Source organism: Shewanella sp. 4t3-1-2LB, from assembly GCF_017368415.1.
Lineage (GTDB): Bacteria > Pseudomonadota > Gammaproteobacteria > Enterobacterales > Shewanellaceae > Shewanella > Shewanella fodinae.
The window spans coordinates 1-26,312 of record NZ_JAFNJD010000051.1 but is presented as its reverse complement, the minus strand read 5'-3'; the positions used below and the strand labels follow the sequence as shown (position 1 = coordinate 26,312).

General features: G+C 47.9%; 24 protein-coding genes and 1 other RNA gene. 11 read left to right on the top strand and 14 right to left on the bottom strand.

What is annotated here, in order from left to right; genetic code table 11:
* The first annotated feature begins 107 nt into the window (after positions 1 to 107).
* From lon to ppiD, 3 genes are all read left to right on the top strand, one after another.
* The gene (lon, locus tag J3L11_RS16380) at positions 108 to 2,465 is read left to right on the top strand and encodes an endopeptidase La (RefSeq protein WP_189615782.1); all 2,358 of its coding nucleotides are present in this window, start codon (positions 108 to 110) and stop codon (positions 2,463 to 2,465) included.
* A 258-nt stretch (positions 2,466 to 2,723) separates the two neighbouring features.
* Positions 2,724 to 2,996: a nucleoid-associated protein HU-beta gene (gene hupB, locus J3L11_RS16375; RefSeq protein ID WP_133037656.1), complete on the top strand. Its 273-nt coding sequence runs from the start codon at positions 2,724 to 2,726 to the stop codon at positions 2,994 to 2,996.
* Between the two features lie 212 nt (positions 2,997 to 3,208).
* A complete protein-coding gene (gene ppiD, locus J3L11_RS16370; protein WP_207571662.1) occupies positions 3,209 to 5,065 on the top strand; it encodes a peptidylprolyl isomerase in 1,857 nt (618 codons plus the stop codon).
* A gap of 55 nt (positions 5,066 to 5,120) precedes the next feature.
* On the opposite strand, the gene ung is transcribed toward ppiD, so the two are convergent.
* The 9 genes from ung to pspF form a co-directional block, all read right to left on the bottom strand.
* Entirely contained in the window at positions 5,121 to 5,789 is a 669-nt protein-coding gene (gene ung, locus J3L11_RS16365) for a uracil-DNA glycosylase (RefSeq protein WP_207571661.1), read from the bottom strand.
* Positions 5,790 to 5,825: 36 nt separating this feature from the next.
* Positions 5,826 to 6,038 (bottom strand): molybdopterin-binding protein, encoded by a 213-nt coding sequence (locus tag J3L11_RS16360; RefSeq protein ID WP_189615776.1) that lies wholly within the window; start codon positions 6,036 to 6,038, stop codon positions 5,826 to 5,828.
* Positions 6,039 to 6,136: 98 nt separating this feature from the next.
* The gene (gene fabV, locus J3L11_RS16355) at positions 6,137 to 7,339 is read right to left on the bottom strand and encodes an enoyl-ACP reductase FabV (RefSeq protein ID WP_207571660.1); all 1,203 of its coding nucleotides are present in this window, start codon (positions 7,337 to 7,339) and stop codon (positions 6,137 to 6,139) included.
* Between the two features lie 109 nt (positions 7,340 to 7,448).
* Positions 7,449 to 8,234, bottom strand: a complete 786-nt coding sequence (locus tag J3L11_RS16350; RefSeq protein ID WP_133037652.1) for an ATP-binding cassette domain-containing protein — start codon at positions 8,232 to 8,234, stop codon at positions 7,449 to 7,451.
* Positions 8,218 to 9,225: an oligopeptide/dipeptide ABC transporter ATP-binding protein gene (locus tag J3L11_RS16345; RefSeq protein WP_133037651.1), complete on the bottom strand. Its 1,008-nt coding sequence runs from the start codon at positions 9,223 to 9,225 to the stop codon at positions 8,218 to 8,220. The genes J3L11_RS16350 and J3L11_RS16345 overlap by 17 nt, the downstream gene beginning before the upstream one ends.
* Positions 9,226 to 9,227: 2 nt before the next feature.
* The gene (locus J3L11_RS16340) at positions 9,228 to 10,118 is read right to left on the bottom strand and encodes an ABC transporter permease subunit (RefSeq protein ID WP_189615766.1); all 891 of its coding nucleotides are present in this window, start codon (positions 10,116 to 10,118) and stop codon (positions 9,228 to 9,230) included.
* Positions 10,105 to 11,136, bottom strand: a complete 1,032-nt coding sequence (locus J3L11_RS16335; protein ID WP_189615765.1) for an ABC transporter permease — start codon at positions 11,134 to 11,136, stop codon at positions 10,105 to 10,107. Before J3L11_RS16335 ends, J3L11_RS16340 begins: the two co-directional genes overlap by 14 nt.
* Entirely contained in the window at positions 11,136 to 12,758 is a 1,623-nt protein-coding gene (locus tag J3L11_RS16330; RefSeq protein WP_207571659.1) for an ABC transporter substrate-binding protein, read from the bottom strand. The genes J3L11_RS16335 and J3L11_RS16330 overlap by 1 nt, the downstream gene beginning before the upstream one ends.
* A gap of 150 nt (positions 12,759 to 12,908) precedes the next feature.
* Positions 12,909 to 13,994, bottom strand: coding sequence for a phage shock protein operon transcriptional activator (gene pspF, locus J3L11_RS16325; protein WP_207571658.1), 1,086 nt, complete (start codon positions 13,992 to 13,994; stop codon positions 12,909 to 12,911).
* A 178-nt stretch (positions 13,995 to 14,172) separates the two neighbouring features.
* Between pspF and pspA the strand changes: the two genes are divergently transcribed.
* The 7 genes from pspA to ffs all read left to right on the top strand — a co-directional run bounded on the left by pspA (position 14,173) and on the right by ffs (position 18,739).
* Entirely contained in the window at positions 14,173 to 14,856 is a 684-nt protein-coding gene (gene pspA, locus J3L11_RS16320) for a phage shock protein PspA (protein WP_207571657.1), read from the top strand.
* 25 nt (positions 14,857 to 14,881) lie between these two features.
* Complete coding sequence (gene pspB / locus J3L11_RS16315) at positions 14,882 to 15,118, top strand: envelope stress response membrane protein PspB (RefSeq protein ID WP_133037645.1); 237 nt, start codon at positions 14,882 to 14,884, stop codon at positions 15,116 to 15,118.
* Positions 15,108 to 15,494, top strand: coding sequence for an envelope stress response membrane protein PspC (gene pspC, locus J3L11_RS16310; RefSeq protein WP_189615758.1), 387 nt, complete (start codon positions 15,108 to 15,110; stop codon positions 15,492 to 15,494). Before pspB ends, pspC begins: the two co-directional genes overlap by 11 nt.
* Positions 15,495 to 15,540: 46 nt before the next feature.
* Positions 15,541 to 16,959: a YcjX family protein gene (locus J3L11_RS16305; protein ID WP_207571656.1), complete on the top strand. Its 1,419-nt coding sequence runs from the start codon at positions 15,541 to 15,543 to the stop codon at positions 16,957 to 16,959.
* The gene (locus J3L11_RS16300; protein WP_207571655.1) at positions 16,956 to 18,053 is read left to right on the top strand and encodes a TIGR01620 family protein; all 1,098 of its coding nucleotides are present in this window, start codon (positions 16,956 to 16,958) and stop codon (positions 18,051 to 18,053) included. Before J3L11_RS16305 ends, J3L11_RS16300 begins: the two co-directional genes overlap by 4 nt.
* A 116-nt stretch (positions 18,054 to 18,169) precedes the next feature.
* A complete protein-coding gene (locus J3L11_RS16295; protein ID WP_189615752.1) occupies positions 18,170 to 18,478 on the top strand; it encodes a helix-hairpin-helix domain-containing protein in 309 nt (102 codons plus the stop codon).
* 163 nt (positions 18,479 to 18,641) lie between these two features.
* Positions 18,642 to 18,739: signal recognition particle sRNA small type (gene ffs / locus J3L11_RS16290), an RNA gene on the top strand.
* A gap of 33 nt (positions 18,740 to 18,772) precedes the next feature.
* On the opposite strand, the gene J3L11_RS16285 is transcribed toward ffs, so the two are convergent.
* The 5 genes from J3L11_RS16285 to dinG form a co-directional block, all read right to left on the bottom strand.
* Complete coding sequence (locus J3L11_RS16285; RefSeq protein WP_133037640.1) at positions 18,773 to 19,051, bottom strand: late competence development ComFB family protein; 279 nt, start codon at positions 19,049 to 19,051, stop codon at positions 18,773 to 18,775.
* A gap of 497 nt (positions 19,052 to 19,548) precedes the next feature.
* The gene (locus J3L11_RS16275; protein ID WP_133037639.1) at positions 19,549 to 20,238 is read right to left on the bottom strand and encodes a DUF2057 domain-containing protein; all 690 of its coding nucleotides are present in this window, start codon (positions 20,236 to 20,238) and stop codon (positions 19,549 to 19,551) included.
* A 9-nt stretch (positions 20,239 to 20,247) separates the two neighbouring features.
* Positions 20,248 to 20,910 carry a primosomal replication protein gene (locus tag J3L11_RS16270; RefSeq protein WP_207571654.1) on the bottom strand — a complete coding sequence of 221 codons (663 nt, stop codon included), beginning with the start codon at positions 20,908 to 20,910 and terminating at the stop codon, positions 20,248 to 20,250.
* Positions 20,907 to 21,680, bottom strand: a complete 774-nt coding sequence (locus J3L11_RS16265; RefSeq protein ID WP_133037637.1) for a TSUP family transporter — start codon at positions 21,678 to 21,680, stop codon at positions 20,907 to 20,909. The genes J3L11_RS16270 and J3L11_RS16265 overlap by 4 nt, the downstream gene beginning before the upstream one ends.
* 12 nt (positions 21,681 to 21,692) lie before the next feature.
* The gene (gene dinG, locus J3L11_RS16260) at positions 21,693 to 23,765 is read right to left on the bottom strand and encodes an ATP-dependent DNA helicase DinG (protein ID WP_207571653.1); all 2,073 of its coding nucleotides are present in this window, start codon (positions 23,763 to 23,765) and stop codon (positions 21,693 to 21,695) included.
* Positions 23,766 to 23,849: 84 nt separating this feature from the next.
* On the opposite strand from dinG, the gene J3L11_RS16255 reads away from it, so the two are divergent.
* Positions 23,850 to 26,213 (top strand): DNA polymerase II, encoded by a 2,364-nt coding sequence (locus J3L11_RS16255; RefSeq protein ID WP_207571652.1) that lies wholly within the window; start codon positions 23,850 to 23,852, stop codon positions 26,211 to 26,213.
* Positions 26,214 to 26,312 lie beyond the last annotated feature (99 nt).

Below are 26,312 nucleotides of genomic sequence, written 5' to 3'. Positions count from 1 at the left end.
AATAAAGGGAGTCCTCGTGGCTCCTTTTTTTATATTTGCCATTGAAAGCCATAAACACGCCCCAATATACTCACAGTAATATAGTTAACTAAAAACGGAATCGAACTATGACCATAGAGCGTGAAGCGCGAATCGAATTACCCGTGCTGCCACTGAGAGATGTGGTGGTATATCCCCATATGGTAATTCCGTTATTCGTCGGACGAGAAAAGTCCATCCGTTGTCTAGAATCGGCAATGGCCCAGGATAAGCAGATTATTCTGGTGGCTCAGCGTGATGCTGATCTCGATGAACCAACTGCCGATGATATCTTTGATGTAGGCACCGTCGCCTCTATTCTGCAGTTGTTAAAGTTGCCGGATGGTACGGTTAAGGTGCTGGTTGAAGGTGGTCGTCGTGCCAAGCTAGAGCGTTACATCCAAGAAGATGAGTTCTTTATTGCAACGGCACATTATCTGGAATCGGAACCGCTGGAAGAGCGCGAAGAAGAAGTGCTGGTGCGCAGTGCTATCGGTCAGTTTGAAGGCTATATCAAACTCAACAAGAAAATACCGCCAGAAGTGCTGACGTCTCTTAGCGGTATTGAGGAGGCAGATCGGCTTGCTGACACCATGGCAGCACATATGCCTTTGAAACTGCAAGATAAACAAGCAGTTCTTGAGATGGTAAACGTCGGTGAACGGCTGGAATATCTGATGGCCACCATGGAAGCGGAAATCGACCTGTTACAGGTGGAAAAACGCATCCGCTCTCGGGTCAAAAAACAGATGGAAAAAAGTCAGCGCGAGTACTATCTGAATGAGCAGATGAAGGCGATTCAGAAAGAGCTCGGCGACCTTGATGAAGGGCATGACGAATTTGAAGTGCTCAGTCGCAAGATTGAAGAAGCTGGCATGCCAGAAGAAGCTAAAGAGAAGGCAACTGCTGAGTTAAACAAGCTGCGCATGATGTCCCCCATGTCTGCTGAAGCCACCGTAGTGCGCAGTTATGTGGATTGGATGACCTCAGTCCCTTGGAAACAGCGCTCCAAGATAAAACGTGATCTCTCCAAAGCTGAGGTGGTGTTAGATACTGATCACTACGGCTTGGAAAAGGTTAAAGAACGTATTTTGGAATATCTGGCAGTACAAAGCCGGGTAAAACAACTTAAAGGCCCCATTCTGTGTTTGGTTGGCCCGCCAGGGGTGGGTAAGACTTCGCTGGGACAATCCATCGCAAAGGCCACCGGACGTAAATATGTGCGCGTGGCGTTAGGCGGGGTGCGCGACGAAGCGGAAATCCGTGGGCATCGTCGTACTTATATCGGTTCTATGCCCGGCAAGATTATCCAGAAAATGTCTAAAGTTGGGGTAAAGAACCCGCTATTCTTGCTCGATGAAATCGACAAGATGAGTTCAGACATGCGCGGTGATCCAGCTTCCGCCTTGCTTGAAGTATTGGATCCTGAACAGAATTCAACCTTTAACGATCATTATCTGGAAGTCGATTATGACCTGTCAGATGTGATGTTTGTAGCAACGTCGAACTCGATGAATATTCCAGGACCGTTGCTGGATCGTATGGAAGTTATTCGGTTATCCGGTTATACCGAAGACGAAAAACTCAACATTGCTAAACAACATCTATTGCCGAAACAGATTGAGCGTAACGGTCTGAAGCCGCATGAGATCAACGTTGAAGACAGCGCCATTGTCGGCATTATCCGTTATTACACCCGTGAAGCTGGGGTGCGTGCATTAGAACGTGAGTTGTCCAAGATCTGCCGTAAAGTAGTGAAGCAGATATTGCTCGATAAGAGCGTTAAGCATGTGGATGTGAACCAGGAGAATCTTAAGTCTTTCCTTGGTGTGCAGCGCTTCGATTATGGTAAGGCCGAATCTCGTAATCAGGTAGGACAAGTGACTGGATTGGCCTGGACCGAAGTTGGTGGTGACTTGCTAACGATTGAAGCCACTTCCGTGCCAGGTAAAGGCAAACTGACATATACCGGCTCCCTTGGGGACGTGATGCAGGAATCCATCCAAGCGGCGTTGACAGTGGTGAGAGCGCGTTCTGAGCAATTGGGTATCAATGCGGATTTTTATGAAAAACGCGATATCCATGTGCATGTGCCGGAAGGTGCTACGCCTAAAGATGGTCCATCTGCGGGAGCTGCAATGTGTACGGCCTTGGTCTCAAGTCTGACCGGTAACCCGGTGCGAGCGGATGTCGCTATGACTGGTGAAATTACCTTGCGAGGGGAAGTGTTGCCAATTGGTGGACTCAAAGAGAAACTTTTAGCCGCACATCGTGGCGGTATTAAATTGGTACTGATCCCCAAAGAGAACGAACGCGATTTGGAAGAAATTCCGGCAAATGTAATCGCAGATTTGGCGATAAAACCGGTACGCTGGATTGACGAAGTGCTTAAATTTGCGCTGGAAAGACCTGTCGAAGGCTTTGAAGTTGTAAAAAGTATGGGCTGACGCAAAAAATTGTCCAGCCAGCTGAAAAAAAATGAAAAAAGGTGCTTAACAAAGTCCCGAGCTGTGGTAGCCTAGGTTCGTGGAGAGCCAGTCGCTCCAATCCCTTGGAGTGACTGGCTTTGAGCTGTATCCGATTTCATAATTTTGGTTTTCCTACGGGGCTTGAACTTTCAAATCAAGCTTGTTATAAAAGCCTCCGCAGACCGCTCTAGATAAGGACTTGGTTGCGGCGCATAAAATTACATTCAAGGGGATGACATGAACAAATCTGAACTAATCGAGAAAATCGCTTCTGGTGCTGATATTTCCAAAGCCGCTGCTGGCCGTGCACTGGATTCCTTTATCGCTGCTGTGACCGAAGGTCTGAAAGACGGCGAAAAGATTTCTCTTGTTGGTTTCGGTACTTTTGAAGTACGTGAGCGCGCTGAGCGTACTGGTCGCAACCCACAGACTGGGAAAGAGATCAAAATTGCAGCCGCTAAAATTCCTGCTTTTAAAGCAGGCAAGGCTCTGAAGGACGCAGTAAACTAATTCGTCATAGCAGCCTTTGTAAGGCTTCTGTAATAGCACTGCCAATTGCAGTGCTTTTTACGGACTGAAGGACAGCGAGTTACATCCTGTCTGGAGTGTTTTATGAAGCTGGTGCAGCGTCTCTTGATACACTCCACTAATCATTACAGATAGGCGCATCCCTTCAGTGATGCGTCTTTTTTTTAGAATTTATCGCATAAGCGAGACCACTGATGTTAGATAAAATCCGCGACGGAGCACAAAGCGCCATTGCCAAAATCATTTTGGTACTGGTGATCCTATCTTTTGCGTTTGCCGGTGTCAGCAGCTACTTGGGTCGTTCTTCGCAGTCGGCTGCGGCGACGGTGAATGGCGAAGATATATCCCAGGCCGAGCTGGAAAAAGCATACCAGAACGAGAAAAATCGTCTTCAGCAACAGTTAGGTGACATGTTCGATGCGCTTTCCGGCAACGATGCCTACCTAGCCAATGTTAAACAGGGCGTATTGCAGCGTCTCATTGCGCAGCGGCTGTTAGATCAGGCCGCAAAAGATCTGGGGCTGCGCGTCTCTGACGAACAGATTAAAGAGTCAATTCGCAACGAACCTGCATTTCAGGTAGATGGGCAGTTTAATAACGACCGATATCTGGCTCTGCTGCAGCAGTTAGGTTTCACGCCCTCCAGTTTTCGCGAAACTATGCGCGCAGATATGAGCCGTAGTCAGCTGATTAATGCACTTATCGGCAGCGAGTTTGTGCTGAAAGGGGAGGCCAGTCAGTTAGCTAAGCTGCAGGCTCAGACCCGTGATATTCGTTTACTGAAAGTGGATTCAGAGCCATTTATTGGCGATGTAAAAGTCACTGATGATGAACTGAAACAATTCTATGATGCTAATCCAGATCAGTTCCAACGGCCGGAAATGGTGAGTCTGGAATATGTCGAGTTAAGTGCTAAGGCATTAGCAGACAAGATCAACGTCAGCGATGCCGATGCACAGGCATACTATGACGAACATAAAGCAGAGTACAAAACGGTCGAAAAACGTCTGGCGGCTCACATCCTGATTACCGGTGATGATGCAGCAGCAAAAGCCAAGGCTGAAGCTATCTATAAACAACTGCAAGATGGTGCCGACTTTGCAGCGCTGGCTAAGCAGGATTCTAAAGATACGCTGAGCGCTGAAAAGGGTGGTGAGCTAGGTTGGTTTGAACCTGGTGTTATGGATCCGGAATTTGACAAGGCGCTATTTGCACTTAAGAAAGGTGAATATTCTGACGTGGTGCAAACCTCCTACGGATTTCACATCATTAAAGTGTTGGATATTCAGCCAAGTGTTATTGCCGCCTTTGCAGATGTCAAAGACAAGATTTTAGATAAACTGAAGATGGATAAGGCGGTTAACCAGTTCTATGGTTTGCAGCAGAAATTGTCCGATACCAGTTATGAGGTGCCAGACACGCTCGCTGAAGCCGCGAAAGCAGTTGATGCAACCGTGAAGTCCACAGAGCTGTTTAGCCGTGACTCTGCACCTGCGCCATTTAACGAGCCTGCTATTTTGAAGGCTGCGTTCTCCAGCGACGTGCTGTCAGGTATGAACAGTAATATGCTGGAGGTTGGCAGCAATGATGTCATGGTGATACGCCTTAAGAAACATCAGCCAGCAGGGCTGATGGGGTTCGATGAAGTGAAAGCTGATATCGAAAAACGCCTGAAACAGCAGAAAGCGAATGAGTTGGCTAAGGCTAAAGCAGACGAACTGAAAGGCAAGTTACAACAAGGCGCAAGCGATTTGGCGCTGGAAAGCCGCTCCGCAGTCACTCGTACTGCACGTGATATTGACCCAGCGGTTGTGTCCAAAGCGTTTGAAATGGCTAAAAAAGCAGATGCTTTGAGTGTTGATACCGTAGCGCTGGCAAAAGGCTATGCGGTGGTGGTACTGGATCAGATCCACAATGTGGATAGCGTTCCTGCTGATCAGTTGACTGCAGTACAACAGCGATTGTCTAGCCAATACAGTGAAGCGGATTACCGCGCATTGGTTGAGTTACTGAAAGCCAAAGCCGATATAAGTTATCATACCGCTAACTAAGATCTGATACTGAAAAAAGCCGACAGTTGTCGGCTTTTTTTATGGCGGTAATTTATTAGATTTGCCAGTTAATGGGCGTTTTTCCCTGTGATTGCAGATATTGGTTTGCCAAATTGAAGTGATTACAGCCGAAGAACCCCTTACTGGCCGATAATGGCGAGGGATGGGCGGCTTTAAGTACCAAATGTTTACGAGTATTCACGCGTTGTGCTTTTTCGCCCGCATGACGTCCCCATAAAAGAAAAGCTACGCCATGCTGGTAGTTATCTACCGCTTCAACAACTTTATCGGTGAACTGTTCCCAACCTAAATGGGCATGAGAATGCGCTTTTCCCTCCTCAACACTCAGCACAGTGTTAAGTAGCAATACGCCCTGTCTAGCCCAGGCGCTAAGTTCACCATGTGTCGGATAGCTAAATCCCGGAATGGTGTGGCACAACTCCTGAAAGATATTCTGTAGCGATGGTGGTGGCGCTACGCCTTCTTTGACAGAAAAACACAGTCCATGCGCTTGCCCAGGTCCATGGTAGGGGTCTTGCCCTAAAATCACCACTTTGACATGTGCCAGCGGTGTATAGCGCAAGGCGTTGAATGTGTCCGCTTTAGGGGGATAAATGTGTTTATTTTGGGCGCGTTCTGCATCAATGAAATTCAACGTGCGAACAAAGTATTCTTGGGTTTTCTCAGGCCCCAGTACATCGGCCCAGGTCGGGATTTGCGTCATCAGTGGATTTGGTGGCGCAAAACGCCACCACCTTGTTTAATCTTCTACACCTACCATAACACTGGTCGCTTTGATCAGGGCATAGGCACTGCTGCCCACGGTTAATCCGAGCCGTTCAGCAGAGGCTTTAGTCACGACTGCGGTAATCTCGACGCCCGGTGCCAGTTCTATGACAACTTCGTTGTTAACCATACCGACTTCAATCGATTTAATGGTGCCACTTAAACAGTTACGTGCACTGACTTTCATCCTGTGGTTTCCTCTCGTTGACAGTAAGCCATTACAGTATAGAAACACCTATGTAGAATTTGGAAATAAAAACGCCACCTAGCGGTGGCGTTAATCGGTTACAGTTCGATAACGTCAAATTCTACTAACGGATTAACGTCCTGCTCATAATCAATTCCTTCGATACCGAAGCCAAATAAGCGCAGAAACTCAGCTTTATATTCACGATAATCGGTCAGCTCACTGAGGTTCTCTGTGGTAATTTGTGGCCACAAATCACGGCAGTGCTGCTGAATATCTGCTCGTAATTCCCAATCATCCAAGCGTAAGCGGTTTTCATCGTCTGTCGCAGGTTTTTGTCCGTCAGCACGATACAAGCGTTCACTGAACAGCCGGTATATTTGCTCCATGCAGCCTTCATGGAGGCCTTGTTCGCGCATTTTCTTGAACACCATAGCAATATATAGTGGCATCACCGGGATAGCAGAACTGGCCTGAGTGACTACGCTTTTTAACACGGCAACATTGGCACTACCACCTTTTACGGCCAGCTCACTGTCCAGTGCATGTGCTGCTCTGTCCAAGTCCATTTTGGCTTTACCAAGTGCACCATGCCAGTAAATAGGCCAAGTCAACTCTGTTCCTATGTAACTGTATGCTACGGTCTTGCAGCCATCGGCCAATACCCCGGCATTTTCCAGTGCATGCAACCACAATTCCCAGTCCTGACCGCCCATCACGGTCACCGTATCCTGAATTTCCTGTTCAGTTGCGGGTTCTACGGTTGCTTCAATGATGGTGTCTTTGTTGGTATCGACGGCTGTAGAGGTGTAGGGCTTACCAATCGGTTTGAGTGCAGAGCGTACCAGTTCGCCAGTATCGGGCATTTTACGCACGGGAGAGGCGAGCGAATAAACCACTAAGTCTATCTGGCCTAAATCCTGTTTGATCAGATCAACAACTTTGGCTTTCGCTTCATGGCTGAACGCATCACAGTTAAGGCTCTTAGCGTAAAGACCTTCAGCTTTGGCGAATTTGTCGAATGCTGCAGAGTTATACCAGCCAGCGGTGCCAGGTTTGCCTTCAGTGCCAGGTTTTTCAAAAAATACCCCGATAGTGGCTGCTCCTGAACCAAAGGCAGCAGCAATTCTTGAGGACAAACCATAACCACTGGAAGCGCCTACTACCAGAACCCGTTTGGGGCCGTTAGCAAGCTGTCCCTTAGTTTTGGTGTAGTTAATCTGTTCCAGAACATTGGCTTCACAGCCAAGTGGGTGAGTGGTGGTACAAATGAAACCACGAATTTTGGGTTTAATAATCATCTTGTTAACTTCTTCCAGCAAAATTGACACTAGGATAAGTATTTCCGCTGCAATTGGTACTTTTTTTTGCGTAAATAGCTGTTAGCGGACAGTGGTTGGAGCAGTTTGTTTAACCCCTGCGGCGGTTCAACTGCGCCTGTTCCTGCAGCAGTCTTTGAGTGTATTCATGCTGCGGATTATCAAATAGTTCCTCGGTGGTAGCAGACTCAACGATCATGCCTTTGTGTAACACGAGGACTTTATCGCTGACATGACGGACCACGTTTAAGTTATGGCTGACAAAAATATAAGCCAGTCCCAGCTCTCGCTGCAACTTCAGTAGTAGATTAAGAATCTGTGCCCGGACAGACAAATCCAGCGCACTCAAGGCTTCATCAGCGATGATAATTTTAGGATCAAGCATTAGTGCTCTGGCCACCGCTACTCGTTGTTTCTGACCTTCGGAGATCATATTGGGATAAAAGTCGCCATGCTCTGGTAACAATCCCACTTTACGCAAAGTTTCTGCCACTAAATCATGACGCTCCTGGCGGGATAGTTTAGTGTTAAAACGCAATGGCTCATTTAGCAGTTCGCCGATGGTGAGTCTGGGATTCATTGAGGTGTTAGGATCCTGAAAAATCATCCGAATTAAGCGGCAGCGCTGCTTGAGATTTTTCTTATCCCATTCTTGCCCTTGATAAAAAATCTCGCCTCCACTGCGATATTCCGCCCCCACCAATATTCTCGCTAGGGTACTTTTGCCGGAACCCGCTTCTCCGACAATCGCCAGCGTTTCACCAGCATTGAGTTCAAAAGACACAGGTTTGAGTACTTCAGCATACTGGCGTTTGAAGCCACGATAACCCGTGAAATAGGTTTTGCTGAGGTCTTTGACTTTAAGCAAGGGGGTCATCTTCTATCGGCTCGCTCTGATACGGGAAATGACAGGCAAAATACCGGTCTTTGTAGTGTGAAAGCAGTGGCTGTGTGACACATTTCCTGCGAGCTTCTGGACATCGTGGTCCAAGACGACAACCGATGGGCAGATGCTGCAGCGCTGGCACTGACCCCGGTAAGGTCGGCATCAGGATCTTATGAATTTTAGGGTTAGTATAATCCGGCATGTTATCCAGTAGCGCCTTGGTATAAGGATGGTTTGGCTGTTCCAGCAGGTCGGCGGTTGGCCCTGATTCCATCACTTGACCACAGTACAACACTGTCATGCGATTACACCAGTTTGATAGGGTGTCCAGTTCATGGCTTATCAGCAAAATCGTGACATTCTGTAGCTGATTAAGCTGTGTCAGCAGCCGATAGATTTGTGCTTGTGTGCTTGGCTCCATTGACGCGGTAGGTTCGTCAGCAATCAGTAATCGTGGCTGTTTTGCCAGTGCCATGGCTATCATGACTTTTTGGCATTCGCCTTCTGATAACTCCCATGGGTAACTTGACAGCACTTTACGCGGGTGTTTTATCCCAACTTTATGCAACCACTTCTGTGCCAGATACATCCGCTCCTGTGGGCGGCGCCAGAATGGCAACTTACGATTTGGCGGAATAGCCTCTAGCAGCTGTTGACCTACGGTGAACGCCGGATCAAAACTTCCCGACGGGTCTTGAAAGATCATCGAAATATCTTCACCCATCAGACTGCGGCGTTGCTGCCGATTCATATCCATCAGATTCTGACCATCCCACATCATACGATCAGCGGTGATGGTCCAGTTTGGTTCATAAAGCCCCAGAATCGCCCTTGCTAACATGCTGCGACCTGAGCCTGACTCACCGATCAACCCATGCACTTCGCCGGCATTGACGGTAAGACTGACTCGTTCTAACGCTCTGACCGGCCCATGCGGGGTGGCTAGTTCAATGGTGAGATTGCGAATATCAAGTAATGGCATCGTCAGTTTCTCATTGGTGTCAGCGCAGATCTCAGCCCATCGCCGACGAGGTTAACGGACAATACACTGAGCAAAATGGCCAAACCTGGAATGGTGACAGTCCAAGGGGCGGTTAGGAAGCTATCTAACCCTTGAAGCACCATTGTTCCCCATTCTGGTTGCGGCGCCTGAGCGCCCAGATTCAGGAACCCTAACGCTGCAATATCCAATATGGCCGCGGAAACTGCCAGTGTTGTTTGGATAATCACAGTTTCCCAAACGTTTGGCATAATGACGTACCAGAAAATCTGTAAGGCATTGGCACCATCAAGCCGCGCCGCCGTGACATATTCTTTCTGTAGTTCTTCGTGAACCGTCTGATGAATTGCGCGTACGAACTGAGGCGTCAGCGAGATCCCCACCGCCCAGAACACATTACTGAGCCCTGGGCCTGTGACTGCAACCACTAATATTGCCATTAGTAGCGATGGAATAGACAGCAGCGCATCCAGCAAATGTCCGAGAATACTGGATTTAAGTCCACTCATCATGCCCGAAATTGAGCCAATAATCACACCCACGACTAAGGCCGAACTGACGATAGCAACCGCAGTACCAAATGTGAGTTGGACACCATACAGCAGGCGGCTGAAAATATCGCGACCCAGATCATCGGTACCCAGAAAATGTTCCACCGTGCCGTTGCTGTTCCAAGAGGGTGGTAACAGCAGCGCATCGGGATCCTGGAACTCTGCGGCGAAAGGTGCAAGATAATGACCGACCAATGTCAGTAATAACAGCATGCCCACGCCCCATAAACCTGCCAATGCCTGCGGTTTAGATGCGAAAACCCGCCAGACTTTCATCGCTGGAGAGGGAATGGCATCATCCAGATAAATTTTAGTTTGAGCCATAAAATTCCTTGCGGCTTAGCGGGTTGGCTAAGGTGTACAACACTTCTATCAGAATACTGGAAAACACAATAAGCAATGCCACCGCCAGGATACCGCTTTGAATAACGGTGTAATCACGCTGATAGATACCGGAAACCAGCCACGAACCTATTCCAGGCCAGGAAAATATCACTTCTACCACAATGGCGTAACTGGCAAAAGGGCCGAGCATCAGACCTATGTGCTTCAGTAGCGGGATCAGCGCATTGGGAAGCGCATGGCGTAGTACGATTTTAGAGTAGGGCAACCCACGAGCTTCTGCTGCGCGAATATAGGTTTGTCCCATCACGTTGACCATGGCAGCGCGGGTGATACGCACCACCACAGTAAACGGTAAAACGGCTAACGTAACAGCAGGCAATATAATGTGCAGCAGGGCATCACGAAAAGCGGCAATACGGTAAGGCGAGTCCGATAGCAAGGTATCCAGCAACATAAAACCTGTGACTGGACGGATCTCATAAAGCAGATTAATTTGCCCGGAAATCGGCAGCCAGCCAAGTTTTACGCCAAACCATAAAGCGAGCGTCAGTCCGAGCCAAAATACTGGGATGGAATAACCGGTAAGCGTGCCCGCCATAATAAATTTTTTCAGCGCTGAGTGGTGCGTTAGCGCCGCAATAACGCCCAAGGGAACACCGAACACCAACGCAATGAGGCCAGCGACAAATGCCAGCTCAAAGGACGCAGGTAAGGCGAGTAGCAACTCTTCTGAAATTGGTCGTTTTGAAGTAACTGAAACGCCTAGGTTGCCACTCAGACGTTCGCCCGTGTAGGCAAGAAACTGGCGCACACTGCCTTTGTCCAGACGGTAATCCTCAATTATCTGGGCTTCTTGGGCGTCGGTTGGATATTGAATACCACTGAGGGCGTACCCCAGATCCACCGGAAATAGATGGGTGGCATAAAATAGAATCCCTATCAGTAGCAACGAAGTCGCAATAAACAGGTTAAGGCGTCTTATTAGATAATTAGCCATTACTGCTGCCCCTTATTGCCCATATCATTAAAACCTATGCCGCCAAATGGCATCAGCAGAATGGGCGGGGCATCTGTGTGTTTGAGTAACATACGTTTTGCATACGCTAAAGGTACTAATGGTACCTCGGCATCGATGACTTCTTCTGCCTGTCGATATAATTCGGTACGCTCGCCCTTATCGGTAATCACTTTGGCACGGTTTATCAGCTTATCGTACTGGGCATTACACCAGTTTGACCGATTACTTTTTGAGGCCACTGAGCCACAACTGAGCAACGGGGTATAAAAATTGTCTGGGTCGCTATTATCAGCACTCCAGCCGATCAACACAGAATCATAGTTACTGCTGGATAATTTACGGGTAAATACGCTCCAGTCATAACTTACAATATTGGCTCTGACGCCTACGGCGGCCAAATCTGCCTGAATAAGCTCGGCCGTTTTTTGAGAATTAGGGTTATAAATACGTGCCACTGGCATGGCCCAGATATCAATGCTGAGATTACGTATTCCCGCTTGTTTCAGCAAATCACGCGCTTTTTGCGGATTGTATTGATAATCCAAAGCGGTTCCCGTATACGCCCAAGATGAAGGCGGGAGAATACCTGAAGCTTCAACGGCGGTATCCTGATACACGGCGCGCAGCAAGTTTTGTTTATCAATGGCATAAGCTAACGCCTGACGCACTTTGATATTATCTAGCGGCGGCTTGCGGGTGTTGAACGCCCAATAAGCCACATTCATCCCTGGCTGACTTTCAAGTGTCAGATTCTCATGAGCGGCCACCACTGGCAATTCTCCCGCTTTGGGGAGCGCAGAAATACTGCAGTCACCTACAATCAACTTTGATAGGCGAATGGTGCTGCGAGGGGTGATATCAAACACCAATTGATCAGCGGATGGAATGGTGCCCCAATAACCAGGATGGCGGCGGAAACGGATATATTCGTTCTTAACGTAATCCACTAACATAAATGGGCCGGTGCCTACCGCCTTGCTGTCAATGTCTGACATATGTCCAGATGCTTGCAACTGGTCGGCATATTCTTTTGACAGGATCACGGCAAAATCAGTCGCCATGTTGGCCATAAATGATGCGTCCGGATAATTGAGCTCAAAGCGCACTTTGTCACTGTCGAGCTTAACAACCCGCTTGATTAGTTTTTCGAACCCAATGCTTTCAAAAAAAGGATAGCCGGTGCGTGATACAAAATGGAATGGGTTGTTCTTGTCAATGATCCGTTCAAACGAAAATACAACATCATCGGCATTAAACTGGCGGGTAGGATGGAAATAAGGACGATCCTGGAAATTGACGCCGTGGCGTAGCTCGAAATCGTAATTCAGCCCATCTTTACTGACATGCCAGGATGTCGCCAGCGCGGGGATGAACTCGCCAGTGTAGGGGTTATCATCAATGAGGCGGTTATATATTTGATGTGAGGTGGCATCAATGGTGGTCCCGGAGGTCACTGTTTGTGGATTAAAAGACTCTGGGTTACCTTCGGAACAATAAACCAAGCCCGAAGGCACCGGCAGAGGGCCACAACCAACCAGTGCCAACCCCAGCAGTGTGCAGCTTGACAGTCGCAGTTTTAACTTGCCTGTGAACCTGAGCATTCTCAATCGTAGCCTTTTAACCAGTGAAATACCCGTAACGGCAAGCGTTGTCGGCCTGGTGTTGAACATCCGCAGATTCATTGCACATTGCTAATTATCGGTACATTGACCCGCAATTCTAACAGTGTCAGGTTGCCTTGGGCAATTCCCTCAGTTTTTGTCCAGCAAATTGTATTTTTTGAGGATCCCGCGTAGTTGATGATAGCTGAGTTGTAATAGGTCGGCGGTTTTTTTCTGATTGAACTGACTGACGACCAGCGCTTTCTGGATCAATTCCACCTCAAATGCTTCGCAGCTTTGCTTAAAGTCCACTGGGAATTCAAATGAACTGGGTTCACTCATGGTTCTGAGTTCATCATTGATCGGTAATGCTGGCTCTGATGGGATAGCTGCGGTGGTGTCTGTGGCAATGACTGGTTGTCTTGACAAGGTACGGATCCGCTGTTGTGGCCGATAGGGCGAGTCAAACGGATCCAGTACAATTTCGCGGATCGGTTTTTCTTCATTGCCGTGGCGGTAGACACTGCGTTCAACCGTATTTTTTAACTCACGAATATTACCCGGCCATTCATAATTCAATAATGTATGCACCGCGCTGTTAGTAAATCCAGGAAAGAGCTTCAGCTTGAGCTGTTTAGCCATGCCAAGCGCGAAATGTTCTGCCAACGGCAAGATATCTTCTTGGCGGTAGCGCAGCGGTGGCAGGGTGATCACGTCAAATGCCAAGCGGTCCAACAAATCAGCTCGAAATTCCCCTGCCTCGGCTAAAGACGGCAAATCTTCGTTTGCTGCACAGATAAGCCGCACATCAGCAGTGAGCGTTTTACTGCCGCCAACCCGTTCATATTCGCCATATTCAATGACCCGTAGTAGTTTTTCTTGGATCAGCCCGGAAGTGTTGGCCAGTTCATCCAGAAATAAAGTGCCACCATCAGCCCGTTCGAAGCGGCCTTCATGGCGTGCACGGGCGCCGGTAAAGGCGCCAGCTTCATGACCAAATAGTTCACTTTCGAGTAAATTTTCACTGAGCGAAGAGCAGTTAAGTTTGATAAAGTTCTGTTCCCAGCGCTGTGAAAGAAAATGCAAACGCTCGGCGATAAGCTCTTTGCCGGTGCCGCGCTCGCCAATGATCAATACGGGTTTGGATAACGGCGCCAGCTGAGAGACGTGCTCCAGCACTTCCAGAAATGCGTTGGACTGTCCGATAAGATTATCTTGCTGATAGGATCTGCTCACGATAACTGTTGGTCTTTAACGCTAATAAGTGGTGAAATTCATAATATGTGGCTGGTAAAAATAAATAAAGAAAAACTTTATTTTAATCTAACATTATGAAAAATAATAACATATACAACTTGGCACGGTATCTGTATTACAATGTCCGCAACCCACAATAATTTTTGAGGACAGGATTATGGGAATTTTTACGCGTTTCGCTGACATCATTAACTCCAATATCAGTGCTTTGTTAGACAAAGCAGAAGATCCGGAAAAAATGGTGCGCCTGATCATTCAGGAGATGGAAGACACTCTGGTGGAAGTCCGTTCTACTTCGGCCAAAGTGTTAGCCGAGAAAAAAGAACTGCTGCGCCGCATTGCCAAAATGCAGACTCAGGTGCAGGACTGGCAGGAAAAGGCCGAACTGGCGCTAACTAAAGAGCGTGAAGACTTAGCAAAGGCGGCTTTGGTGGAAAAACAGAAAGTCGCAGCAACAGTACAAACCCTTGAAAAAGAGTTGGAAGTTGTTGAAGAACATATTGTCCGCCTGAAAGAGGAAGTAGGACAATTGCAGGAAAAACTGGCAGATGCCAAGGCTCGGCAGAAGACTATTATTATCCGTAAGCAGTCAGCATCTTCGCGCTTGGAAGTAAAAAAACAGCTGGACTCCAGCAAAATTGATAATGCTATGCTGAAGTTTGAACAGTATGAGCGGCGCATTGAAGGGCTGGAAGCCGAAGTGGAATCCTATGAACTGGGCGGGAAAAAGAACAGTTTGGATGCTGAATTTGCAGCCTTAAAAGCCGACGATGAAGTCAGCGAAGAGCTGGCGGCACTGAAAGCCAAAATGAAAGGCAAAGCCGCCAAGTCTGAAAAATAACAATTAGATAGAGCTGAGGTGAATTATGGATATGGATCTGTTGATGGCACCACTGATTTTGTTCATGATCTTTGTGGCACCCATCTGGCTGATTCTTCATTATCGCAGCAAGCGGCAGGTGGGCAAGGGGCTGACCGATGAAGAGTTCAAACAACTCAATGAGTTGGTTGATAAAGCTGAAAAAATGAGCCAACGTATTACCACGTTAGAGTCTATTTTGGATGCTGAGTCACCAGAGTGGAGGCAACGCCATGACAGATAAAAGAAAAACCTTATATCGCAATAAGCGTAACGGTAAAATTGCTGGGGTATGTGCCGGGATTGCCGACTACTTTAATCTCGAAACCTGGTTGGTCAGAGTGGCGGTTGTCTCTATCTTCCTGCTGGGAGGCTCCGCAGTCATGGTGGTAGCTTATGTGGCACTATGGATGATCCTAGATGAGACACCACGCGACTTTGATTCGGAATATCGCGAGCTAGGGATTAAGAAAAAAGTGTGGCAAGCGGGTGAACCTGCTACCCAAGCGCTCAGAGATCTGAACCAACGTTTTGCCGGGTTGGAACGCAAATTGCGGGATATGGAAACTTACGTCACCTCAGAACAGTATGAGTTGAAGCGCCAAATTAATAACCTGTAATCCTCATTGAGGGCGGTATAACCGCCCTTTTGTTTTTGGGAGCGCTATGAGCCACTGGCAGCAACTAAAGAACAAAGCCCTTGAACTTACCTATAGAACGGCTGATCAGCATGTACGTTTAGCGGTAACCGGGCTGGCGGGAGCCGGTAAAACCGCATTTATTACCGCCATTATCAACAAACTGATCAATGCCTCCCCTGAACATGCCAGTCAATTGCCATTATTTACGGTGTGTCTGGAACACCGTTTGCTGGAAACCAAGCGGGTACTACAACCCGATCTGCAACTGGCTAGCTTTGCTTATGATGCGGCGTTGGCGCAACTGACCGGGGAGCAAGCACAATGGCCTGCCTCTACAACGAATATCAGCGAGTTACGACTTGCCATAAAATATCGCCCGAAGCAGGGATTTCGAGGTCGTCTGCTCAATGGTGCCAGTGCGACATTACTCTTGGATATTGTCGATTACCCTGGTGAGTGGTTACTGGATTTACCCATGCTCGAACAGGATTATCAGCAGTGGTGTCGTACTATTTGGGCAACGGCAACTAACTTAAATCGTTCACCATTTTATGATGAATTCAAGGCCAGTGTGATGGCGCTACAGCCAGCGGCTGATGCCAGTGATGAGTTGCTCGCAGCGATAGCTAATCATTATCAACGATTGTTGCAAGATATGGTGCAACAACAGGGATTTTATCTGGCTCAGCCGGGACGAATGCTATTACCTGGCGACCTCGCTGGGGCGCCTATTTTGAGTTTTTTCCCGTTGCTTCCGGAACAGTTGACCGCAGCAGATGCTTTTGGTCGCAATAGTATCTACCAGATTTTGGAACATCGTTATCAGGAATATGTTGCCAAGGTTGTCCGGCCGTTTTACCACGACTATTTTGCCGGATTTGATCGGCAACTGGTGTTAGTTGATTGTTTCACAGCACTCAATCGTGGTAAGGCGCAGTTTGACGACATGACCAAAGCGTTAAACGCCATCACCCAGAGCTTTCGTTTTGGTCGCCGCAGTTTATTGCGACGCTTGTTTGCCCCAAAAATCGACTGTTTGTTGTTTGCCGCTAGTAAAGTGGACCAGATTACCCGAGATCAACAAGGTAATGTGCTGGCGCTGTTAAATGCCATTCTGGCTCCTGGACGTAATTTTGCCGACAGTGCAGGCTGTGCCGTGGAAACGATGGCCGTCAGCGCCATTCGGGCCACTAAACCCGGAATGGTCCGAGACAGTGAGTACGGTGAACAAGAGGTGGTTGTTGGCAATCGCCTTAGTGACCGACAACCGGTTACACTTTATCCGGGGCAGGTGCCACGGCAATTGCCGGATGCCGTTTTTTGGCAGCAACAGGGCTTTCGCTTTTGTGACTTCGCGCCGCCGCAATTGCAGCCAGGGCAGACTTTTGAGCATATTCGCCTCGACTATCTATTGAACTTCCTGCTGGGAGATAAACTGCAATGACTCGCAAAATTGTCACATCTGCAGAGGTCGCGGAATCTCAACCTCCAGAGCACAGTAGCACCGATAACCTGCGACCTTTTCGTGAGTATCAGCGTGATAAGGTTCAGTTTGAAGACAGCGAAACCTCGTTACTGTCGATGACAGAAGAGGCTGATATAGAAGCAATATTGGAGGGAGACTCAACCACTAAACAAGCGTCACTGCGGGCGTTACTTCAGCCAAAAAAACTCTCAGTACTGGCAAAGTTGGCATTAACAGGCTTGTTGGCCGCAGTGCTGGTGCAGACAGGACTCGGGTTAGCCGATGCCTGGCAACAGAGTCCATGGCTATTTGCATTTTATAGCGCTGTTATCTCTTTTGTGCTGGCATGGGCTGGCCACACAACTGTTGTCGAGTGGCAACAATTGCGGCGGCTGCGGCAAGTAGAAGACGCCCGCGTACAAGGAGAGCGCTTACTTGGCAGCATGCAGATGGGCGAAGCTGTGCCTTTTATTCGCAACATCACCACCGCCATGCCGACGTCAGCAGCTGCATCTATTCGGCAGTTGGAGAAATTGTTGTCAGCGGAACAGAACGATGCCGAGCAGGTGATGTTATTCGAGTCAATTGTGCTGCGTCAACGCGATAGCGCTGCGCGGAAAATTGTCCGACATTTTGCCGCAGAGTCAGCTTTATTGCTGGCCATCAGCCCGTTTGCCATGCTTGATATGGCGCTGGTGCTATGGCGTAACCAGAAAATGATCAGTCGCATAGCAGAATGTTATGGCATCAAGCTGGGGTATTGGAGCCGCATTCGATTGTTTCGCGGTATTCTGCTCAATATCTTGTATGCAGGAACAACTGAACTGGCGATGGATATTGGCAATCAACTGTTGTCAGTGGAGTTGACTGGAAAATTATCGGCGCGCTTAGGGCAGGGGCTAGGGGCGGGTTTGTTAACGGCCAGATTAGGCTATCAGGCAATGGCGTTGTGCCGTCCGTTGGCGTTTGATGAAAAATCCCGTCCTCGGTTATCTGGCATTCATAAAGAGCTGTTATTGGAGTTACAACAACTAAGACACAAGGCAAAACAGTCTGCGGATGAGACGCAATGAGGTGATTAAGCTACTTCATGGTTGGCTAATTTTTAAGCATTAACTACACTTTCTTAGGGCCAGGGATTTGGAGATTTAGGCCCATTATGAATATGGATGATAAAAAGGAGAGAGTGATGAACCCATACCTGAAGACGTTTGTAATTGTCACCGCATTACTGACACCTACTCTTGCCGCTCCACTGTTAGCTGAAACCCCCAAAGCTGATATGGCGATGCAAAAGGTTAATCCTCAGAAAATCAGTATTAATACTGCCACTGCCGCCGAGTTGCAGATGCTTAAAGGAATTGGCGAAGCGAAAGCTAAGGCGATAGTGGAATATCGTGAGGCCAATGGCAAATTTTCGTCGCTGGAAGAACTGACCAAGGTGAAAGGAATTGGGGCTAAATTCCTTGAAAAGAACGCTGAATTGCTAACGCTATAAGCAATACTGCGATTATCAAAAAGTCTGCTTTGTCGGACTTTTTGCTTATCTAATGTGCAGTTACACCTATCTTTTTGAGGAATAGGGTATTTATCCTTGATCCTCTCGAGGCCTTCAGGGATAATCGGCGCCGTTGCAGTGGTTCTGCAAATCTGTGGCGACCCCAGGGTCCCCCCGCAATGATAACTTGTGAACCCGGCCAGGCCCGGAAGGGAGCAACCGTAGCAAGCGACTCATGTGCCGGGGTGTTGGCTCTGGGGGAGCCTCCAATTTTCCGCTCGTTTATTTATTCGTTCAGACCGCGGTCTTATCATCTTTAATGAGTTTTGATTTCAAAAATGCTCGTGATTTTTCCAGCGCATGGTAGATTTCCCGGCGCATCTGCTCTTGTTCATTGAGATCTTCATAAAAATAGGTATCCACCAGATGATGAATATAGCGCACCGGTAACTGATTTAGCGTTATGCAGGCTAAATCCGCCAGATAGCTTTCCGGCAGTTCATCAAGCAGTCCCTCATCAGATAAAATTTCCATCAACAGCACTTCATAATAGTTGCGGATATCCAATTGCATTCACTATTCTCCTTCAGTTAGCAAAACACTCGGTGGCGCCAAAGTATAACTGACTGTGTCCGGACACTAATTGTAGAATGTCCCGGCAATATCCGCCGCCACTAACGCAGACAATTGGGATCTCCATTGTAGTGGCAAGATGTAGTATCCACTTATATCTCTGATAAATATCCTGAACTGTCAGCGCCAATAGACCGAGTTCATTATCTTGGCGTACATCAACTCCAGCATCATAGAAAATTAGTTGTGGCTGGTGCCTTTGTAATATTAAAGGCAAGGTGTGCTGTAATGACGCCAAATAGTGGCTCCCATCGGCACCAGGTGACAGCTCTAAATCGTAGTGTGAATGTGGTTTATGTGCTGGGAAGCTTTTGCTGCAGTGCCTGGTATTTCTGGTGCAGTGCTTGGTATTTCTAGATGGAAAAGCGAAGATGCGGAGGTAACGCCAGCTTTAAATAGCTGGCGTGGTAGATGACCGGGATCACAGCGTTAGCTTATTACAGCTGTTTAATCGCCCAACTCATAAACTCTTTGCGAGTGGCCGCATCAGCGTGTAACCACCAATACTGCAGCATCTGTCCGGCATGGGCCGCACTATCTGCTTTTGTGGCGGGAGAATTGGCTTCTGTCGTGGACATCGGTGCCGTCATAGCTTCTACCGCCGTTGGCTGTCGCATTGTCGCCACCGGGACCTCTTTGCCTGCAGTCACTGCCGCTGATGCAGAATCGATATCCACCCCAGTATCGGTGCCCAGCAACTTGCTTACGAAAGAATCTTCTTTCAACTGTGTTTGTACAATACTGTAATCTACCGTGCCGCCATCTTTACGGGTAATGACCACGTTCGGCGCTTTTGCATAGTCTTTGGGGCTGACCACTTTGTTTTTGGGGGCGAGCAGATATTGATAATCACCATTAACGTTCAAGGTGACTATAAAAGGTGACGATTTCACGAAGTTAGGGCTATCACTAATGCCATCTTCATACACATCACTGTAACGTATCGCAATTTTATGCTCGCCTTCGCTTAACGTCAGCTCGCTCTTGTGGGTGAAATGGTTGGTTTCGACCTCTTGTCCATCCAGTGCCAGATATTCGAAAGACATAGGAATATTGAGATTGGCCGCAAATACAGAGGATGAACTAAGAAGCGCAAGCAGCGCTGAAGCGGTCAAAGTGAATTTCATTGTTGCTCCTTAACGATGGTTATTTTGCTGCGGACGTTCGAACACTTGAATGCGATCTTCAATGTAACTGATGGCCTGCCTGCATTTGCCCAAACGGCGGTGCATTAAAAGCAGGTCATTTTGAAGTGCAATTTTTGCAGTACTATGACAGGTGTCTAGTTGCGATTGCAATTGTTCGATTTTGAATAAAATTTTTTTCTCCCAATTCAGATGTTTATTTAGCTCCTCGTAGAGTCTGTGACTACTATGCATCACTTGATTGGCAATCCAGTCAAAGCCACTTGATTGATGCTGTTGCGATTGCTTTTTCTGGAAATAGCGTTGTTTGCTGTTTTTTTGTTGCTGCTGCTCTTTGACATCAATAGCAGTTGTTGCCATGGCTCGTTTCAGTGCCGAAAAGCGATCTTGGATCCTCTCACAGGTCCTAGCGACTGTGGCAGCAGACATCTGTAACTGCAGTTGTTTTTCCAGTTGATTAATATTGTCCCGGATCTGCTGCACACAAGGTGTGAGCTTGGCTCCATGCTGGTGGAATAACTCATCATTAAACCGTTCCAAATGTTCCAGCAGTTTATAATCATGTGCAGGCAATGAGGCATCATATTGGAGTACCTGCTGTTCCAGTTGTTGCAATTGTACTCTCAACTTGGCAATCAGTTGTGACTGGTTCATAGCCAAGCGCTCCAGGTCAGATGCAGCGCCATCGCTATTACCACAGTAATAAACAATGGTCGGATAAACGGCAGACCAAAGCGAATGGCTGAATGTGCTCCGACGAATGATCCAAGCATCATGCTTAGTCCCAATAACAACCCAATCGCAATATCGACCTTTCCCAGTAATAAGAATACCGTCAGTGCGGTAGTGTTACTGGCAAAGGTCATCGCGCGCGACAAGGCGCAGCTTTTCAGAAATGACAGTTTATGTAGTGCTTTGGAGCTTACTATCCAGATGGCACCAATACCAGGACCGGCGAATCCATCATAGCCACCCAATATTAACCCTTGCAGAATCTTACGGCTACGCTTGGGATATTTTTCATTGTCGGTGCTGGGACTTTCCTCAAGAATTTTTCGGCTCAAGAGACTGTAGAGCGCAATCACCATTATCAACACTGGCAATAATTTTTCCAGCCACGAGGTATCGACCAGATACACTAGAATGCTGCCACACAACGCACCGGTAGTCGTTGCCGCAAAGCAGGAGCGCCACAATCTGGGCTGCAACAATTGCTGTCGATAATAGGTATAAGCCGCCATGGATGAACCAAAGCTTGCCGCGAGTTTATTGGTGCCAAGTGCCATATGTGGTGGCATGCCAATGGTCAATAATGCCGGTATTGACAGCAAGCCGCCACCGCCGACGACGGCATCAATAAAACCGGCGATAACCCCAACTATGCTAAGCAACAGCCAATTGCCAGAATGAGTAACTAGTTCCACGAATTTCCCGACTTATTCGATGACTCGGCGGTAGGGGGGCAGTGCATCCAACAGCGCTTTACCATAACGCTTGCTGACCAGACGGCGATCAAGAATGGTAATGCGGCCATAATCTTCCTCTTTCCGTAGTAACCGTCCACAACTTTGAATTAGCTTGCGACTAGCATCGGGAATCGTCAATTGTAAAAAAGGATTACCCCCTTTTAGCTTGATATATTCTGAATGTGCCTGTTCTACCGGGGAGGTGGGAACTGCAAAAGGGAGTTTGGTGACAATAAGATTCGTCAGGTAATCGCCTGGTAAATCCAACCCTTCAGAAAAGCTGCCGGTGCCGAATAAAATACTAGGCTGCCCACTATCACAACGCTGCTTATGGGTTTCCAGTAGCAGTTGTCGCGGAGCATTGCCCTGAATAAGCGGCTCGGCTGGTAATTTGTCTTTAAGTAACTCTGTCACTTTCTCCATTTGCCAGTAGGACGCAAACAGCACTAATGTTGCTTGTTCTTCTTCGACCAACGCTTTGATCTGCTGTGCCAGTTCATCGGTATAAGCGTCATCAGCAGGCTCCGTTTGCATTTGCGGTAAAAACAACGTCGCGTTATTCGCAAAATCAAATGGTGACTGCAGTGCCAGATAGCGACTGCCATCATTGAGTGATAATCCCACTTGGTATGTAAAGTGTTCAAAGCTGTTAAGCGCTCGCAGCGTGGCACTGCATAACACGACGCCAGCGGCTTTCTCCCAAAGCATTTTTTCCAGCATGAATCCCACTTCAATTGGCGATGCACTGCACAGATAGTCAGGCTGCTTGCCAGAAATCACCTCAATCCAACGTGCCAGTGGGGCGCCTTTGGGATTATCTTCCCGAGCCATCATTTTCCAGAGCTTTTGCAGATTTTCTAGCCGCTGCAGCATAAAACCGCATTCAGTCAGTAAGGCTTCTGCCTGATGCTTAGGGAGTTCGCCGTCTTTAAAACTCTCATTGAGCAGCAACTGCATCTTGTTAAATTGTTTGACGGCATCACTGCTTGCCGTGGACAGGTTTTCCGCCAGGATCAATAAGGCCCCAGGCAATTTGCCGTGCTCAAAACGCCAGCGTTGATCTTCATTAGCAAATAACTTGGGTTGGGTTTCGCAAAAATGCGCCACCTTATTGAGTAATGACGTGAGCTCTGCAACGCGATCCAGCATGGCTTGGGCCGGGGCAATGATATTGTTGCTTTTTATCTGTGCTTGTAACTTTCCTGCAAGTTTACCGACCTTTTCTAACCAGTCTGTTGCTCCCCGCACCGTGGCTTGCGCACTAGAGAAATCTCGCGCAACAATCGGCAGATGGTGAGCCTCATCAATGACATAAAACAGATTTTCCGGTTCTGGCAGGATCACGCCGCCTCCCAACTCCAGATCGGCGAGAAGCAAACTGTGGTTGGCAATCAGTACATCCCATTCATCGAGATTTTCTCTCGCTTTGTGAAATGGACAGTTTGCATGGTTTGCCAATTGTTTATGACAACTGTGCTTATCTGAAGCTATCTGTTGCCACAAGTGATCAGGTAGCGGTGTTTCCAGCGTATCCCACTCACCATTCCAGCGTCCGGCGCGATAATCCTGTAACAGCTGTTGTAGCGATTGTATCTGCGACTGGTCTGGCTTGGTTTGCCACATCGCCATCTGTCCTGTACTGCTCTCGCCAATCAGCATCTCCAGCTTCGCTAGACAAACATAGCGTTGTCGGCCTTTTACTAGTCCGAATTTAAAATCGATACCCGAGTGCTGTAAAAAGAAGGGGAGGTCCTTGTGCAGCAACTGCTCTTGCAATGCTACAGTTGCCGTGGAGATGCAGACTTTTTTCTTAGACGCCAGTGCCAGCGGAATGGTACCGAGAATGTATGCCAAAGACTTACCGATACCAGTGCCAGCCTCGATAACGATGATATGCCGCTGCTTGTCATATTCCCCTGCCAACGTCTTTGAGATTTCTGCCACCATGTAATTCTGTTCCCGACGGGAACGAAAATTAGGCAGGGCGCTAGAGATTGCCTTATAAATCTCGCGGATCTGGTTTTTTACATTGGCAGCAAGCATTGAATGGATCCTGGAAAATAATCCTGTATATATTAACAGTAATTTCTTATCCTAATAAACCTTTAATGTCAGCGGATGTATTTTATGCCCACCAGTGGTTTTACAACAGTCAAAGGCCGCATTCTTACCCGGCAGACGTTATATTCTGCTGAGGGTATGTGTCTGCGTTACTGTTTGAAAACCGATTCAGGGCCGTTGACCGTGGACGTCCCAGACCAAGCACAAGTGGCCTTCGTTCCACAAATTGCGGTCGCTGCGGTAACCCACAGATTTCCCACTATCACCTGCCGCTCTTTGTCACTCAAGAATTTTCAGCAGCAGCCTATGGCAGCGTTATATTGCCATAACCGTAAACTGTTTCGTGAGCTGCAGCGTTGGAGTCGGGAACATAATATCGCATTGCATGAAACAGAAATTCGCCCTCATCAACGGTATCTGATTGAACGTTTTATCGCCTTGGATGCCGAATTTTTTGGACAGTGTGCTGACTATGATGCAACCCATTTTATTGCCAGCAAAGCGCGCCCCGTGACCTTGGGCGATGACATCAAACTGAGAGTTGTGTCACTTGATGTGGAGTGCAGTTTTACTGGAGAGCTGTATTCCATCGGCTTGTATGGCGAGGATGAGCAGAAGCAGCCTTTACGCAAAGTTATTATGGTTGGGCCAAAGCAAACGGCTGAAGGGTGGATAGACTGGGTGGCGGATGAGCGACAGTTGTTAGCGGCTTTGGTCACTTGGTTTGCTGAGTGGCAGCCGGACGTGATACTAGGATGGTCGGTGGTGACCTTCGACCTCGCGCTGTTATGGCGGCGTTTCACCTTTCATAGCATACTCCCAGCTCTTGGCCGTGGTGGTGCTTTGCTTGAATGGCTGGTAGAAGACAAATTCCGGCCTGAAACACTGCAATTGCCTGGAATCGTTGTCCTTGATGGTATTGATTGGCTCAAAGCCGCATTTTACAAATTTGACCGTTATTCATTGGAATATGTATCGCGACAACTGTTAGGTGAAGGTAAACAGATCCATGATGTTGATAATCGCGGACAGGAAATTACTCGACTTTTTCAGCAGGACAAGTTGGCACTAGCTCGTTACAACCTCAGTGATTGTCGATTGGTCTGGGAGATTTTTGGCAAAACGCATTTACTGCCATTTGCCATTGCCAGAGCGCAATTAACTGGACTGGAGTTTGGCCGGGTAGGTGCTTCTGTTGCGGCGTTTAACAACCTGTATTTACCGCATCTGCACCGCGCCGGCTACGTTGCCCCTGCGAGTCCGCTGAGTGATGGACTGGAAAGCCCTGGCGGCTATGTGATGGATTCCATCCCTGGGTTATATCGCGATATTCTGGTGCTAGATTTTAAAAGTCTGTATCCCTCTATCATCCGAACCTTCTTGATTGACCCGTTAGGTATGATCCTTGGCCTGCGGCGGCCAGCTAGTGAAACCGTAGAAGGTTATCGCGGCGCCCGTTTTGCGCGACAACAGCATATTCTACCGCGGCTGGTGGAAAAGCTGGCACAAGCTCGAGAACAAGCGAAGCAACAACAAGATGCGCCCTTGTCCCAAGCCATCAAGATCATTATGAATTCATTATATGGTGTACTTGGTTCCCGCGGCTGCGTATTCCACGATGCGCGGCTCGCCAGTTCCATCACCATGCGCGGTCATTGGATCATGCAGACCACTAAGACTTGGATTGAGCAGCAAGGCTATCAGGTCATCTACGGTGACACCGACTCCACGTTTGTCTGGCTTGGTGAACATCACGGAATCGAAGACCCCGCGGCTTTTGGGCACCAACTCGCCGCTAACATCACTCAGAAGTGGCGTGAGCACATCAAACAGGCTTTTGCGCTGGATAGCTCGCTGGAGCTGGAATTTGACAGTCATTACCAGCGTTTTTTGATGCCGACATTGCGAGGTTCCTCTGAGGGCTCAAAAAAACGTTATGTTGGCGCAGTTCGCGGTGGTAACGGTGGACTTGAGCTGGTGTTTAAAGGGATGGAACAAGTGCGTAGTGACTGGAGCCCACTCGCTAAGCGTATCCAATATGAACTTTATCATCGCTTATTTAACGATTGCGATGTGACAGCGTACTTAGCAGCACAAGCGGAACTGTTACAACAGGGGAAATTGGATGAAGAACTGGTGTTCAGCAAGCAGTTAAGGCGTTCACTCGATGCGTATCAATCCAATGTCCCGCATGTGAAAGCTGCCCAAATGCAGGTCGATGCTTTGAATGACCCGTCATATGGCAAAAAGGGCCAACGCATTGATTATGTCATCACCGTCAATGGCCCGGAACCTCAGTCACTGCGCCGCTCCGCTATCGATTACTCCTATTATCTGGATAAACAGATAAAACCCATTGCAGAGCCAGTACTTTCGCTGTTACAGCTGTCCTTCGAACAGCTAGTTCTTAGGCAGATGACATTGATCTGAATTATGTTTTTCTTCATTTTTCATTATCTAACTGTTTTTTTAAGCAAATTTATATTCTTTGTTAGACATTGTAAATAATTGCTAATTCGTCTGTTTTTA

Excerpts from the sequence above, each read along its gene's own strand:
- lon (WP_189615782.1), top strand. The coding sequence starts at position 108 with ATGACCATAGAGCGTGAAGCGCGAATCGAATTACCCGTGCTGCCACTG.
- hupB (WP_133037656.1), top strand. The coding sequence starts at position 2,724 with ATGAACAAATCTGAACTAATCGAGAAAATCGCTTCTGGTGCTGATATT.
- ppiD (WP_207571662.1), top strand. The coding sequence starts at position 3,209 with ATGTTAGATAAAATCCGCGACGGAGCACAAAGCGCCATTGCCAAAATC.
- ung (WP_207571661.1), bottom strand. The coding sequence starts at position 5,789 with ATGACGCAAATCCCGACCTGGGCCGATGTACTGGGGCCTGAGAAAACC.
- J3L11_RS16360 (WP_189615776.1), bottom strand. The coding sequence starts at position 6,038 with ATGAAAGTCAGTGCACGTAACTGTTTAAGTGGCACCATTAAATCGATT.
- fabV (WP_207571660.1), bottom strand. The coding sequence starts at position 7,339 with ATGATTATTAAACCCAAAATTCGTGGTTTCATTTGTACCACCACTCAC.
- J3L11_RS16350 (WP_133037652.1), bottom strand. The coding sequence starts at position 8,234 with ATGACCCCCTTGCTTAAAGTCAAAGACCTCAGCAAAACCTATTTCACG.
- J3L11_RS16345 (WP_133037651.1), bottom strand. The coding sequence starts at position 9,225 with ATGCCATTACTTGATATTCGCAATCTCACCATTGAACTAGCCACCCCG.
- J3L11_RS16340 (WP_189615766.1), bottom strand. The coding sequence starts at position 10,118 with ATGGCTCAAACTAAAATTTATCTGGATGATGCCATTCCCTCTCCAGCG.
- J3L11_RS16335 (WP_189615765.1), bottom strand. The coding sequence starts at position 11,136 with ATGGCTAATTATCTAATAAGACGCCTTAACCTGTTTATTGCGACTTCG.
- J3L11_RS16330 (WP_207571659.1), bottom strand. The coding sequence starts at position 12,758 with ATGCTCAGGTTCACAGGCAAGTTAAAACTGCGACTGTCAAGCTGCACA.
- pspA (WP_207571657.1), top strand. The coding sequence starts at position 14,173 with ATGGGAATTTTTACGCGTTTCGCTGACATCATTAACTCCAATATCAGT.
- pspB (WP_133037645.1), top strand. The coding sequence starts at position 14,882 with ATGGATATGGATCTGTTGATGGCACCACTGATTTTGTTCATGATCTTT.
- pspC (WP_189615758.1), top strand. The coding sequence starts at position 15,108 with ATGACAGATAAAAGAAAAACCTTATATCGCAATAAGCGTAACGGTAAA.
- J3L11_RS16305 (WP_207571656.1), top strand. The coding sequence starts at position 15,541 with ATGAGCCACTGGCAGCAACTAAAGAACAAAGCCCTTGAACTTACCTAT.
- J3L11_RS16300 (WP_207571655.1), top strand. The coding sequence starts at position 16,956 with ATGACTCGCAAAATTGTCACATCTGCAGAGGTCGCGGAATCTCAACCT.
- J3L11_RS16295 (WP_189615752.1), top strand. The coding sequence starts at position 18,170 with ATGAACCCATACCTGAAGACGTTTGTAATTGTCACCGCATTACTGACA.
- J3L11_RS16285 (WP_133037640.1), bottom strand. The coding sequence starts at position 19,051 with ATGCAATTGGATATCCGCAACTATTATGAAGTGCTGTTGATGGAAATT.
- J3L11_RS16275 (WP_133037639.1), bottom strand. The coding sequence starts at position 20,238 with ATGAAATTCACTTTGACCGCTTCAGCGCTGCTTGCGCTTCTTAGTTCA.
- J3L11_RS16270 (WP_207571654.1), bottom strand. The coding sequence starts at position 20,910 with ATGAACCAGTCACAACTGATTGCCAAGTTGAGAGTACAATTGCAACAA.
- dinG (WP_207571653.1), bottom strand. The coding sequence starts at position 23,765 with ATGCTTGCTGCCAATGTAAAAAACCAGATCCGCGAGATTTATAAGGCA.
- J3L11_RS16255 (WP_207571652.1), top strand. The coding sequence starts at position 23,850 with ATGCCCACCAGTGGTTTTACAACAGTCAAAGGCCGCATTCTTACCCGG.